This is a genomic window from Acinetobacter sp. SwsAc2 (assembly GCF_013391465.1).
In the GTDB taxonomy this organism is placed as follows: domain Bacteria; phylum Pseudomonadota; class Gammaproteobacteria; order Pseudomonadales; family Moraxellaceae; genus Acinetobacter; species Acinetobacter johnsonii.
This window is the reverse complement of sequence record NZ_JACBEZ010000003.1, coordinates 131117-144863: the sequence shown is the minus strand read 5'-3', so window position 1 is coordinate 144863 and position 13747 is coordinate 131117. Positions and strand designations below refer to the sequence as shown.

The 13747-nt window shown below is 39.8% G+C and carries 13 protein-coding genes and 2 pseudogenes; 5 read left to right on the top strand and 10 right to left on the bottom strand.

The genetic code is table 11. The features are described from left to right. Positions 1–464: 464 nt before the first annotated feature. The 4 genes and pseudogenes from HYI04_RS02910 to ftsY form a co-directional block, all read right to left on the bottom strand. Complete coding sequence (locus HYI04_RS02910; protein WP_010326767.1) at positions 465–1127, bottom strand: DUF2057 family protein; 663 nt, start codon at positions 1125–1127, stop codon at positions 465–467. Between the two features lie 199 nt (positions 1128–1326). Next, the gene (locus tag HYI04_RS02905; protein WP_010326768.1) at positions 1327–1920 is read right to left on the bottom strand and encodes a nitroreductase family protein; all 594 of its coding nucleotides are present in this window, start codon (positions 1918–1920) and stop codon (positions 1327–1329) included. A gap of 173 nt (positions 1921–2093) precedes the next feature. Then, positions 2094–2779 (bottom strand): annotated as a pseudogene (locus tag HYI04_RS02900) (nitroreductase family protein). Positions 2780–2972: 193 nt separating this feature from the next. Continuing rightward, positions 2973–4079 (bottom strand): signal recognition particle-docking protein FtsY, encoded by a 1107-nt coding sequence (gene ftsY / locus HYI04_RS02895; RefSeq protein ID WP_010326771.1) that lies wholly within the window; start codon positions 4077–4079, stop codon positions 2973–2975. Positions 4080–4274: 195 nt separating this feature from the next. On the opposite strand from ftsY, the pseudogene HYI04_RS02890 reads away from it, so the two are divergent. Together HYI04_RS02890 and HYI04_RS02885 are read left to right on the top strand one after the other, a co-directional pair. After that, positions 4275–5654: pseudogene (locus HYI04_RS02890) on the top strand (M16 family metallopeptidase). After that, positions 5654–7246, top strand: a complete 1593-nt coding sequence (locus HYI04_RS02885) for a pitrilysin family protein (protein WP_010326773.1) — start codon at positions 5654–5656, stop codon at positions 7244–7246. The pseudogene HYI04_RS02890 and the gene HYI04_RS02885 overlap by 1 nt, the downstream one beginning before the upstream one ends. Positions 7247–7622: 376 nt before the next feature. On the opposite strand, the gene HYI04_RS02880 is transcribed toward HYI04_RS02885, so the two are convergent. Next, positions 7623–7982, bottom strand: coding sequence for a hypothetical protein (locus HYI04_RS02880; RefSeq protein WP_004697078.1), 360 nt, complete (start codon positions 7980–7982; stop codon positions 7623–7625). 217 nt (positions 7983–8199) lie between these two features. Between HYI04_RS02880 and HYI04_RS02875 the strand changes: the two genes are divergently transcribed. The 3 genes from HYI04_RS02875 (at position 8200) to HYI04_RS02865 (ending at position 9517) form a co-directional block, all read left to right on the top strand. Beyond that, a complete protein-coding gene (locus HYI04_RS02875) occupies positions 8200–8433 on the top strand; it encodes a hypothetical protein (protein ID WP_004697075.1) in 234 nt (77 codons plus the stop codon). Between the two features lie 140 nt (positions 8434–8573). After that, on the top strand, positions 8574–8954 hold the full coding sequence (locus tag HYI04_RS02870; protein WP_004984635.1) for a DUF2750 domain-containing protein: 381 nt from the start codon (positions 8574–8576) through the stop codon (positions 8952–8954). A 131-nt stretch (positions 8955–9085) separates the two neighbouring features. After that, a complete protein-coding gene (locus tag HYI04_RS02865) occupies positions 9086–9517 on the top strand; it encodes a CBS domain-containing protein (protein WP_010326774.1) in 432 nt (143 codons plus the stop codon). Between the two features lie 135 nt (positions 9518–9652). Here HYI04_RS02865 and trpB read toward each other — a convergent pair whose 3' ends face one another. Genes trpB through HYI04_RS02840 form a run of 5 tightly spaced genes read right to left on the bottom strand, consistent with a single transcriptional unit; the run spans position 9653 to position 13693 of the window. Next, positions 9653–10861, bottom strand: coding sequence for a tryptophan synthase subunit beta (gene trpB / locus HYI04_RS02860; protein WP_010326775.1), 1209 nt, complete (start codon positions 10859–10861; stop codon positions 9653–9655). Between the two features lie 42 nt (positions 10862–10903). Then, positions 10904–12091: a VWA domain-containing protein gene (locus HYI04_RS02855; RefSeq protein WP_063454280.1), complete on the bottom strand. Its 1188-nt coding sequence runs from the start codon at positions 12089–12091 to the stop codon at positions 10904–10906. A 13-nt stretch (positions 12092–12104) separates the two neighbouring features. Next, the gene (locus tag HYI04_RS02850) at positions 12105–12956 is read right to left on the bottom strand and encodes a MoxR family ATPase (protein ID WP_178895823.1); all 852 of its coding nucleotides are present in this window, start codon (positions 12954–12956) and stop codon (positions 12105–12107) included. A gap of 22 nt (positions 12957–12978) precedes the next feature. Continuing rightward, positions 12979–13362 carry a hypothetical protein gene (locus HYI04_RS02845; RefSeq protein ID WP_004697064.1) on the bottom strand — a complete coding sequence of 128 codons (384 nt, stop codon included), beginning with the start codon at positions 13360–13362 and terminating at the stop codon, positions 12979–12981. Between the two features lie 22 nt (positions 13363–13384). Further along, the gene (locus HYI04_RS02840; protein WP_004984643.1) at positions 13385–13693 is read right to left on the bottom strand and encodes a YcgL domain-containing protein; all 309 of its coding nucleotides are present in this window, start codon (positions 13691–13693) and stop codon (positions 13385–13387) included. Positions 13694–13747: the final 54 nt, after the last annotated feature.

The window sequence follows — 13747 nt, the reverse complement described above, 5'->3', positions numbered from 1 at the left end:
GCCTGCCGCCAGCGTTCAATCTGAGCCATGATCAAACTCTTCAGTTAAAATCATTAGTAGCTTATGGCTACAAATCTTGGCTCATCAATTTTCTGACAAATATTTCTCAAATAAACTTCGAGTAATTTTTACCTTCAATCAATGAAATATTTTCGATCGATCAATCAGTAAAAATCCACACAAGTTGTTCTTCATAATCTCTTAATGATCTTCTTGCTGATTCGTCATCAGCAAGACCTTCGCTTCAAGTTATTCACTACATTGCGTTGGTGTGCTGGGTATTCTATACAGTTTTATTTGCAGCGCAAGTACATTTAAATAAATAATTCAAAAAACCCATTCGACTGGTTATTTTTAAAGCAAAACATACATTTTAGATTAAATTATAGTCAAGTTGACTACCATATAAATGCGCTATCTAAATAAAAAAAACAGCTAACGCTGTTTTTTTTAGAATGTACCAGCTACTGTGCTTGTTCAGCAAGCCAAGCCATAAACGCTTGGCGTTCAGATTTAGATGCACTTTTCCAAGTATTAATTAATTGTTGAGCATTGCCAGAACTTGTTAAATCTTTTTGTTTATCTGTTCCAGCTTTCGCAACAACAGCTTGTGACGTATAGACCGGTGCAGGTTGTACCACTGTCGTTGCTTTTTGAGTTAGATCGGTTGGTGCATCAGTAAATAGATTTTGAAGAATGCCTGCATTTTGAGTTTTACTGCCCTTTTGCTCAACCAGTAACTGATTTTTGGCATTGTAGAGACCAAAGATCGGCTGCTTGGCATAAGCTTTTGCATCATCATGGTTTTGTGGAGGATTGATCAGTGCCAAACGGTAAGACTGTTGGTCTTGTAAAATTGGGGTCTTAATATTCACAATCCCTGAGCGAACAATATCGTGTGAGCCAATACCCGGATGCTCTTCAAAAAATTGGGTATAGCGAACACTGATAATATTTTCCCCCGCATCAATATTATATTTATTGTCAGAACTAAATAAACGACTCTTAACCTCTTGCCCATTTAAGCCTTCAATTTTTATTTCCTCTGGAGCAGTAATAGTCACTGCTGAAAATACTGAAGAACTCAACATCAATGCTATTGTTGCAAGGGTTATGCGTAAGGTCATTTTTTACACTCTATCGATGGTTTATTAAAGTTTAGTTGCACTATGCAGTGTATAAATGACAATTTTATGACAATTTCTGAGCTTAGAACCAACTCAACACTACAATATATAGTGCTAAGCTTTTATATTTTAAAGATAAGTCTCAAAACAAAAAAAAGAGCAGACTTACTCTGCTCTTTTTCATTTTAAAAACCAATTATTAATTGAATGTTTTAAAGCGATCCGCTTCCGCCATAAATGTTTTCTCACCCGCAGGTGCTTCAATCGAACCAAAAACAAGTTGTGCACGAAGTTTCCAATTCGCAGGGATATCGAAGATCTCTGCAATCTCAGCATCTACGATTGGATTGTAATGCTGTAATGACGCACCAATATTTTGTTCAGATAACGCAGTCCATACGGCAAATTGAGCAATTGCAGAAGAATGTTCAGACCACACTGGGAAATTATCCGCATAAAGCGCAAATTGTTCCTGCAATGATTTTACAACGTCTTGGTCTTCGTAAAATAAAACCGTACCATAGCCTGCAGCAAAGCTATTAATTTTGGTATTTGTACCTTCAAAAGCAGCTTCTGGAACAATTTTACGTAAAGTTTCACGCACGATATTCCAAAACTGCAAATGCGACTCACCAAACAAAGTCACAATACGAGAAGTCTGTGAGTTAAATGCAGAAGGACTGAGATTTACCGCTTCTTTAATTACAGATTCAATTTGTTCTGGTGTTAATGCTACATTTTTACCAACAGCATAAATGGTACGACGTTGTTTGATGTGGTCTAAAAATGACATGTTATTTTCCTCAGCGATCTCACGATCTTGTTATATGCAGATTCATACTCATCATAGCTATAATTTCAAATTTGAACATGCTTAATTCAGCGACATAGTGTCTTAAAAATAGAACAATATGCCATAACATTACAAAACTTGATCTAGAAACCACTAAAGATTATTCCGTGTCATTATGCATAAATCATAAAGCGCTCTTCATCTTTATAATATTCTTTTTCAGCGGCTTTTTCCTCTATCGAACCAAAGACCAATTGCGCACGTAACAGCCTATGTTTTGGAATCTCAAAAACCTTGGAGATATCAGCATCAATACTCGGGTTATAATGTTGTAATGACGCACCCAAACCTGCATCTGCTAGACAAGTCCATACAGCATATTGGGCCATACCTGAAACTTGCTCTGACCAAACTGGAAATTCTGCCGCATCAAAAGGAATTTTCTTTTGTAATTTTTGAATGATCTGCTGATCTTCATAGAATAGAACTGTACCAAATCCTGCCGAGCATTGATCAACCTTCAGTTCTACACCAGCAAAAATATACGCGGGGACTAACTTGCGCTGCACTTCTTTTACGACATTCCAAAAGTGATGATGTGAATCGCCCATTAAAATCACAATACAAGTACTTTGTGAATTATGTGCCGAAGGCAACTTCGCACAGCCTCTTGGATCAATTCAGCTAAATACACCTGACTTAAATGTACACGCTTCCCTAAAACATAAATACTACGTCGCTTTTTTAGTTGATCGATAAATGTAGTTTGTTTTAGGTCTTCTTCGTGATTTTTTTTAAATTTTAAGTCTTTGGTTAAGTCAGTTGTTAGAACTTGTCCAATTTTATGTAATAAAGCCATACCGTGTTCCCCAAAATGTACAGTGATGCCTATTGTGTTAGGCGCTAGTGTAATCGCAGGAGAATCACTTATATTCATTACGTGATTTCTAAATGTTTGTTTTTAAAACAAACAAATTGAATCAAAAAATAAACTCCGCATTTAGCGGAGTTTATGTGACTGATCTAACACTTTAAAATTGTGCTGTTCAATCTTATTTCTCTGTTTCGAACAAAGCAGCAACAAAGGATTTTGCAGAGAAAGGACGTAAGTCGTCAATTTTCTCACCGACACCAATGAAGCGAATTGGAACATGCGTACGACTGGCAATATTAAATAGTACACCACCTTTCGCAGTACCATCGAGTTTAGTAATCGTCAGGCCTGTCAAGCCAACTGCCTCATCAAACATTTCTACTTGATTAATCGCATTTTGACCCGTTCCTGCATCGACCACCAACATAACTTCGTGTGGCGCAGTCGCATCAATTTTTTGCATGACACGTTTTACTTTGGTCAACTCTTGCATGAGATGACCTTTATTATGTAAACGACCTGCGGTATCTGCGATCAAGACATCAACACCTTTCGCACGCGCACTTTCAAACGCATCGAAAATTACGGAAGCGCTGTCAGCACCATGGCCTTGTGCGACTACGGCAATATTATTACGTTCACCCCAAATTTGAAGCTGCTCAGTCGCTGCCGCACGGAAAGTATCCCCCGCAGCAAGCATCACTTTCTTGCCTTCACCTTGTAAGCGTTTTGCCAATTTACCAATGGTTGTGGTTTTACCCACACCGTTTACACCCACCACCAAAATCACATAAGGCGTTTTGTTCGGATCGATGTGTAAAGATTTCACACGTGGTGCAAGTAAAGCGACCAACTCTTCTTGAAGCGCTTTATAGAGCGAGTGCGAGTAAATTAAATCGCCACGTGCAGTACGTTCAGTCAAGTTAGCAATAATGGTTTTCGTTGCATCTACACCAATGTCGGCTACTAAAAGCTGTTCTTCAACTTCTTCAAGCAGTTCATCATCAATTTCCTTACCGCCGATCAAAATATTGACCATACCATCGGCAAGGTTTTTACGGGTTTTGGTTAACCCTTCTTTCATGCGACTAAAGAAACCGCCTTTTACAGATGTATCTGCTTCTTCTGCACTTGTTTCAGCAACCACAACTGAACTAACAACTGTTTGCTCTTTTGTTTCAACGATTGGCACATTGACCACAGGTAAACTTGGTAGTGTGACATCGTCATCCCCGATATCAGCATCAATCAAAAATTTGTTCTGCTCATTAGATTGCTGTTGCATGCCGAATCCTTGAAAAGCACTGCGTTAAAAAAGACGGATTCTACCATAAAAGATAGGCTTTCGCTTAGCAACAATACTTTATGTAAACACTTAACAAATCAATACTTCTGGCGCTTGATCTACTTCGCATTTTTCTTAAGAATGGTTATTTATTGAAATGCTTTAACTTCACTTCAACCTGAGCCCAAATTTTATATGCACCACTTATTAGTCACGCATTCTTATAAAAAAAGATTAGTTGCACTGGGTTTAACTCTACTTTGTTTACCTATAACTACCCATGCACAAATACGCAGTGAACTTACCCGCAGTAGTTTTGAAACTACTTTAAGCAATGGCTTGCAGGTGATTATCCGTGAAGATCACCGCTCCCCAATGGTCATGACCCAAATTTGGTACAAAGTCGGCAGCACCGACGAGTCTGGAAATATAACGGGTATTTCGCATGTGCTGGAACACATGATGTTTAAAGGCACATCCAAAGTTCCCAATGACGAATTCAGTCGCTTAAGTCGAATCTATGGCGGTACAGTAAATGCTGCAACATTTACCAATTACACCAATTACTATCAGCTTTATCCCAAAACTTACTTTCCGATGGCTTTAGAACTTGAAGCCGATCGTATGCGCAATCTCTTACTACGGAAACAAGACTTTGACCCTGAAATTAAAGTGGCGATGGAGGAGAGGCGCCTGCGTACCGATGACAACCCACGCTCACTCGCTTTCGAACGTTTCAAATGAATTTCGTATCCCACAAGTCACTATCGTCAACCCGTCATTGGCCACATGAAACACTTGCAAAATATAAGTCTAGATGATGTCAAACAGTGGTATCAAAAATGGTATAGCCCAAACAATGCGATCTTGGTGATTGTGGGTGATGTCAATGCAGAATCCGCGCTCCGACAAGTTCAAAAATACTTTGGCGACATCAAAAGTCATCCAACACCTGTACGCAATGATGTGACTGAGTTTGAAAACATTGGTTACCGTCACATGGAACAAAATACCAATGTTGAAGTGCCCAATTTATATATGGCTTGGAATGTCAAATCACTTGCAACAACAGCCAATCCAGAAGATGTTTACGCGCTCACACTTATTCGAAGCTTGTTAGATAGCGGGATCAGCTCTCGATTACAACAGCGCCTTGTACGCGACAAAAAATTAGCGACCGCACTGAGTGTCAGTTATGACCCTTATAACCGTGGAGACAGTCTATTTAGTATCTCCGCACTTCCTGTCACTGGCGTGGAACTTCCCGAACTACAAAAAGCCATTGAACATGAAATTGAGCGACTCCAAACAGAACTTGTTCAACCACAAGAGCTAGAACGGATAAGTACACGCTTCGTTGCAAACTTAATTTATGGTCAAGATGACATTATCGGGCAAGCAAAGATGATTGGAAACTTAGCCGTGAATGGCTTGAATTATCGACTGATGGATCAGCTTCCACAGCATTTTGAAGCGGTTACACCTGAAGATATTCAGCACGTTGCTCAAACTGCTTTTGTTCGTAATAACTTAAGTACGTTGTACCTTCAACCAGAAAAGAAGGCCACAAAATAATGAAAAATCAAAAGACCATCTTTCACCTATTATTTATTACCATGTCTACCTTTTGCACTACCAATGTAATTGCAGATGTAAGTACAAGCAGTATTAGCAATGATGACCCACGTACATTACAGTCTGTTGCTTCTCTACAAAGCTTAAAACAAGTTCAAGCCAGCGACTTTTATACAGCACCACATGTACACGAACTTAAAAACAAATACAAAGTTCGAAGTCTATTTGTTGAGTCACCCGCCTTACCCATGGTGGATATTCAACTTACCTTTAATGCAGGCTCTGCACGAGATATAGAAGTAGAAAAAGGACTATATGGCGTTGCCAATATGGCAGCACAACTCATCGATGAAGGCACTACGCAACATGATGCGGTTGAAATCGCGAATGCCTTTGAACAAGTCGGGGCTCGTTTTAGTGTAGCTGCACACCGTGACATGTTTGTGGTTCGACTGCGTTCATTGTCTGACCCTAAAAAACTAGATGCTGCAGTGAGTACCATGCTTGAAGTATTAAAAGACTCTACTTTTAAAAATAACAGTATTAATTTGATGGTGAGCAATACCCAAGTGGGCCAGAAGCAGTTGAAAGAAAGCCCTAGTCGATTGATGAGTATTCGCTTTTATCGCGCGCTCTACGGTTCGCACCCTTATGCGGAACCGATTACAGGAACCAATGGCAGTATTAAAAAAATTACGACTCAGCACTTAAAAAAATTCAGAGATGAGTTTTTGGTTAGTCAAAATATGAATATTGCACTGACAGGCCAACTCAGTGTGAAACAAGCACAGAAACTGGCTGAACGAATAAGTGCAGCCCTCCCACAAGGTGAAGCAGCAAAGCCACTTGCTGTACCGCAAGATAAACCTAACTTTGATATTCAACACATTCTGTTTAATTCAACTCAAGCCCATGTCACCATGGGACATCTATCAACCACGCGGGATAATCAGGATCGTTTGGCGCTCGAACTAGCTAACCGTATGTTGGGTGGGGGTGGATTTAGCTCCATTTTAATGAAAGAACTACGCGTTAAGCGTGGATACACCTATGGAGCAAACAGTGCTTTTACATTTAGCCAAGCGGCTGGAAGTTTTAGTCTAAGTTATTCAACCCAGCAAGATCAGCTCATGGACAGCATACAAGTGGCGCATAAAGCCCTAGTTGACTTTGTCCATCAACCAATTGATGCACAGCAGTTAGAAGAAACTAAAGCCGGTATGTTACGCAGCCTACCCAACAGCTATAGCAGCAATGCAAACATCAATGCACAACTGGGGTCCATAGGGTTTTATCAACAAGATGCGAATTATTTAGCAGACTACCCAAAACGTTTAGCTGAGATCACGCCTTTAGATGTCCAAAATGCGATACGTAAACACATTCACCCTGAAAGTCTTACCCTTGTGATTGTCAGTAATGCTTTAGATAAAGAGCAACTTCGACATATTTTAGAATTGAATCTTGACCCGAATATTAAGCAAAGCATGCCGCATCCTGATCAAATTCCTGCGATTATTGAACCTCCGGAGCCAATGCCGGAAGCTGCTTCGCCCGATTCTGCTCAAACTGATGAGCCTGCATTAATCTAAAGTAATCAATATAGGAAATCTGGTTTTCCAAAACCAGATCTTGAGCCATCTCTTGTGTTTCTGGGAAAGTCGCTTGATGAGATAAGCGACTTACATTTTCAAATTGGTTTGGGGAAATGGGCCGAGATAAAGCGATACTCGATAAAATGACAATAAGCATAATGATCGACGCCATCAAACCATTATAAATTTGTACAAGTGTAATCTGTGATTTTAATTTAAGAATTTTTTGGATCGCAATGTGCATAACCTACCTCTAGTGAAACTAGTGTAAGTAGCGAATTGCATAATCACAAGTTGAAATGCTGAAAAATGCCCCCATTAATACTAAAGAGGACATAATTTCAGCAAGTCAGATTGTTTGTAAAGCAGAAGTCTAACCAACAATGCTACGAATAACTGCAAAATAGAGCACTAAGGCAATTACCCCCAATGCAATCATAATGGCGAAAGCCCCAACACCATTTTCTGCATCTGCAGGGTGTGCAGGATCGTCATCTGCAATACGTCTTAGCTCTCCATTGTATGTTTCATAAAAATCAGCCCGTTGATTTTCATCAAGCTGACGTGTGAAATCATAAACTCGTTTACGTTGTGCCAAACAAAAATCACCAAGATGAATTTCTTGATGAAAAACTGCTTCATCTAATAGTGTTCGGTGATATTGCGCCAACGCTACAATTTGAGAAACAGTTGGAGGCATATCAAAATCAAAACCGTCTAATGTATTTGTCATGTTATTCTCCTTATAAAATACAGTTTCCTGTTTTATTATCATATTCAATCTTTTGATTGTTCATTGTTTAATCATGTAAACAAAATAAGATGAAGAATACTCGACAATATATTTGACAATTCCAGCAATTTGTAATAAATATTTAACATTAGCGTGATATTTATATCTAAAGGTAAAAATACCTTTAAGTGATCATAATTAGAATAAGGAGCTTAATATGATTCAACAAATCTCTCATCATGACTTAGAACATGCGTATGCGGATGCAGTAAACACCATTCAATCACAAATGAACTTCGTAGAAGCAGTACAACAGTTAGAAAGCGTTGCACGCGCTGGACACGGTAAAGCAGCACTATTTTTGGCAGAACTTTATTATCAAGGTTTCCGCGTAGAACGTGACTCGCTGAAAGCACAATACTGGCAACAGCTTGCCACCATGAAAGCATAATAAAACGTCACCTAGGTGGCGTTTTTTTTGAACCTAACATTTTGATATGACATATTTATTTACATAGTTATGCAAAGCTTACACTGAACTTTCATCTTAATTATTTAAAATAGCGTCATGTTCCTTAATGACATAACGCTATGTACAAAATTTTGAAACTACAACCGATTTCAAATCATTTATATTTAAAAATCAATATTCTAAGAGGCATGATGTACTGCGGTATTCTTTGGGGGCTTTACAACGCTGAACAGCAAGGCTGGGCGATGACCTCAGATCACGATGACTATGTTTTTCCTTTTTGGCTCAATGGTTTACACGCACACCAATATGCTCAATTGCACTGGCCAAACTATATTCCTAAAAAAATCACGCCGCAGGATTTCCAGAGCGCATTACTGCCTACTCTGTCACGTTTAAAAGTCACACCAGCGCTATGTAACGGAACAAAGCGCATGAAGCTCAGCACGTCTCAAATGCGCCACTTTTTCTTCAATGACCGTATTCTGTCGCCAGCTTAAGGCTCATTAAGAACAATAAGACGTAATTAACTTGTTATTTTATTGAGAGCTATGACTGTAAAGTATTTGCTTTTTTTTTAAATCGCGCTAATTTAAATATAAAACAATAACCACAACCGAGGATATGCCCTATGACCAATGTTGCTCAAGTATTAAAAGATAAAGTACATCAAGCAATCTACACCATCAGCCCTGAAGCCACGGTTCTTGAAGCAATTTCACTTATGGCAGATAAAGGCATTGGTGCGCTTGTGGTTACACAAGAAGAACGCGTTGTAGGTATATTGTCCGAACGTGACTACATGCGCAAAGTCATGTTGATGGAACGTACTTCAAAACAAACCACAGTCAATGAAATTATGACAGCAAAAGTACTGACGGTCACAACAGCAGTTACGGTTGAAGAATGTTTAGACCTCATGACAGATCGCCACCTACGTCACTTGCCTGTGGTTGAACAAGATAAATTATTGGGACTCATTTCTATTGGTGACTTGGTGAAAGCGGCAATGGATGATCAAAAGAAACTGATTGAGCAACTACAACAGTATATTTCAGGTTAAGTTTTAATGGTGAGGTATTCAATAATGAACGTATACTCAGCATTGGCTACTAATGATAAAAAATAAAGTTGAAACCATATAAAAATCCCTGCACTAAGCAGGGATTTTTATATGTAAATATGAAAGGCTTAAAACTTAGTTCAGACCTAATTTTGCAGCGACATAATCTGCATCTTTGTCGCCACGACCAGATACATTCACCACAATTTTAATATCTTTGGCCAACTTTGGAGCTTCACGAAGTGCCCATGCTACGGCATGTGAACTTTCAAGTGCGGGGACAATCCCTTCAACACGTGACAACCGCATAAATGCATCCAAGCACTCTTGATCAGTCGCAGTGGTGTATTCAACACGGCCTAAATCTTTCAGCAGACTATGCTGAGGCCCGACGCCAGGATAGTCTAGACCTGAAGCAATCGAATGTACTGGTAACGGTTCACCTTGATCATTTTCAAGTACATAACACGCCATACCATGAATCTGACTTGGTTTACCTAAAGTTAAGGTTGCCGAGTGCATGTCGGTATCTAGACCATGACCTGCTGGTTCGACACCAATCAATTTCACATCAGCATCGTTCAAAAATGCGGTGAAAGCCCCCATAGCATTTGAACCGCCACCGACACATGCAACCACATAATCTGGGTTCGCACCAAAGCGCTCATGGGTTTGTTCTTTAATTTCTTTACCAATAATCGACTGGAAGTCTCGCACCATCATTGGAAATGGATGTGGCCCAACAACCGAACCAATAGCATAGATATAATTGGTTGGATCTTTTAAATACTCGTCAAAAGCACTGTCCACAGCATCTTTCAGCGTTGCAGTACCACGTGTCACTGAAATGAGTGTTGCTCCAAGGATTTTCATTTTGACAACATTGGGATGTTCTTTTTCAATATCCACCTGCCCCATATGAATTTCACATGGAATCCCGACCAAAGCACAAGCTGTTGCTAATGCAACGCCGTGTTGGCCTGCACCTGTTTCTGCAATCACTTTGGTTTTACCCATATATTTTGCAAGCAGCGCTTCACCCAAACAGTGATTAATTTTATGTGCGCCTGTGTGGTTTAAGTCTTCACGTTTAAGATAAATCTGTGCCCCGCCCAACTGTTCAGATAACCGTTTTGCATAAAACAACGGACTTGGACGACCAACATAGTGTGCAAACAGTTCAGCAAGTTCAGTTTGAAATTCTTCTGTTACACGAATTTGCTCGTAAGCGACTTTAATGTCATCCATTGCCGCTTTTAAGTGAGGTGGAATAAACTGACCACCATATTTCCCAAAAAAGCCCGCTTCATTAGGCAAAGCAATACCATTAATTTGATGATCCATTTTTTATGATCCTTATTCTTAAAATGTGCTTTCTTTCCAGCTTTATCGTGCTAAATACTTGGTCATATCCTCAACGCCTTTGAGGGTCATTGGGTACATATGGTCTTCAAAAATTTGCTTAATCAAACCAATCGTATGAGTGTAATGCCAATAACGATCTTCTTCTGGGTTCAACCATGCTGTTTTTTCAAAATGATTGCGTAAACGCTGTAGCCAGACATTGCCTGCTTCATCATTCATATATTCAACCGAACCACCCACAGAATTGAGTTCATAAGGTGCCATAGAAGCATCCCCAACCACAATTACACGATAGTCGCGTCCATAGGTATTGAATAAATCCCACGTATTCATACGGGTACTTGAGCGACGTACATTGTCTTTCCAAACATAGTCATACAAACAGTTATGGAAATAGAAATACTCTAAGGTTTTAAACTCAGTTTTCGCTGCACTAAACAGTTTTTCGCATTGTGCAATGTGTGAATCCATCGATCCACCCACATCAAACAACATCAGCACCTTAATACGATTACGACGTTCAGGCACGAGCTGCACATCGAGTATGCCTTGCTTCGCGGTTTCACGAATTGTACCGTCGATGTCTAACTCTTCAGCCGCACCTTGTCTGGCAAATTTACGTAAACGACGCAATGCCATCTGCATTTGGCGCGTTCCGAGAATTTGATCATCATCCAAATTCTGATATTTACGTTGTTCCCAAACTTTTACAGCAGAACGTTTACGTCCTGGCCCACCAATACGCACCCCTTCAGGATGATCACCATAAGCACCAAATGGAGACGTTCCTCCAGTGCCGATCATCTTGTTTCCACCCTGATGTTTCTTATGCTGCTCGCGCAAACGTTCTTCCAGCATTTTCATGAGTTCTTCTAATGAACCGGCTTTCTTTAATTCTTCACGCTGCTCAGGAGTTAGATGCTTTTCTAAGAGCTCTAAATCAAACCAGTCTTTCGGTAAATTTTGAACTTTATTCAGTAAATCATCTAAATCAAAAGTTGAAATCCCATCAAAATAGTCCTTCATGCCTCGGTCAAATTTGTCAAAGAAGCGTTCATCTTTCACCATAATAGTTTTGGCGAGTTGATAGAACTCTTCTTGATCGGCAAAGACCAAGCCTGAAGCAACAGCTTCATTCAGGTCAATCAGTTCACGCGTCGAGACGGGAACACCGTATTTGCGTAAGGTATAAAACAAGCGCACAAACATGCGTGTCTCTCCTTTAGCGACGCGACATAAAGGCTAAACGCTCAAGCAACTGTACATCTTGTTCGTTTTTAATGAGTGCGCCATATAAAGGTGGAATGGCTTTAGACTTATCATGATTACGCAGTACATCTTCTGGCATATCATCAGCCATGAGCAAGCTTAACCAGTCAATCAATTCAGAAGTTGATGGTGGTTTTTTTAGACCCGGAACTTGACGTAATTTGAAGAAAACTTGTAATGCTTCATTGACCAATGCCGTTGAAATTTGCGGAAAATGAACATCAATAATTTCACGCATAGTTGCATCATCTGGAAATTCAATATAATGGAAGAAACAACGACGCAAGAATGCATCAGGAAGTTCTTTTTCATTATTTGAAGTAATAATCACAATAGGACGTTGTGATGCAGTAATAGTTTCGCCCGTCTCATAGACATAGAAAGACATCTTATCCAATTCATGCAACAAGTCGTTTGGAAACTCAATGTCCGCCTTATCAATTTCATCAATCAATAAAACACAACGTTCTTCACTGGTGAATACTTCCCACAACTTACCCGGTTTAATATAGTTTTTAATGTCATAAACACGGTCGTCACCCAGTTGGCTGTCACGTAGACGTGAAACTGCATCATACTCATATAAACCTTGCTGGGCTTTTGTGGTTGACTTGATGTGCCAAGTCAATAATTTTAAGCCTAAGCTTTCAGCCACTTGTTCAGCCAGTAAAGTTTTGCCCGTACCCGGCTCACCTTTGACCAACAAAGGCTTTTGTAAGCTACGTGCAGCTTTTACAGCAAGTTTTAAACTATCGGTAGCGATGTACTGATCTGTACCCGTAAATTGTTGTGTTTCAACAGACATGATTAAACCTTATTTTTATTAATTACAGCGGTGAATGATTGTTACTGACAACTGCTTTGGTTTTATTAGCCACATATTTTGACCAAAAGAAACCGATCACAAGCCCCACACCCATGACAAAGAGAATCAGTGACAAATTTGACCAAATGAGTGCTGATTCTTTCGTTAACACACCGAAAAGCAAGCCAAAAATAGCCGGTGCAATCGATGAGTTTGGACCTTCGGAAACCGTTGGCGTCAATAAAATGGCAAAGATCATCATCCATGTGATGCCACCCAACAGCTTCGGCAGGCGTGTAGCAATGGAATACCAACACCACAAAATTAGCAAACTGCCCAAAAGGTAAACTGTGACAGCAATACTGTCTTCAGGAATTGAATCGAGCATTGAAAGAAAACTATCCACGGTGCAACTCCTGAATTATGCTTTATGCGCCACGAAGGCCTTCTGGTGCCGCAGCGTTCGGATTGATTAATCCTTCTGGCGGCATTTGTAGGAAGAAGCCCTGAGTTTGAATCGAATCCATGACATGCAATACATTTACACGGGCCAATTTACGCGCTTCACTCAGCTCTAACGACATCACAAAAGTCGCTCGACCAAATGCAACACGAACAGCTTCAGGTAAAACATTCAATGGGCTAAAATCTTCAGCGGCTTGATCAGCTTCAGTTGGACAAGCAATATAAAGATACATTTCATCTTTTTTGCTTGATTTATAAATAGAACATTGCATATCTAAAACAGCACTCAAATAACTCAAGCCACAGGATACATCAAATAAAAGCAG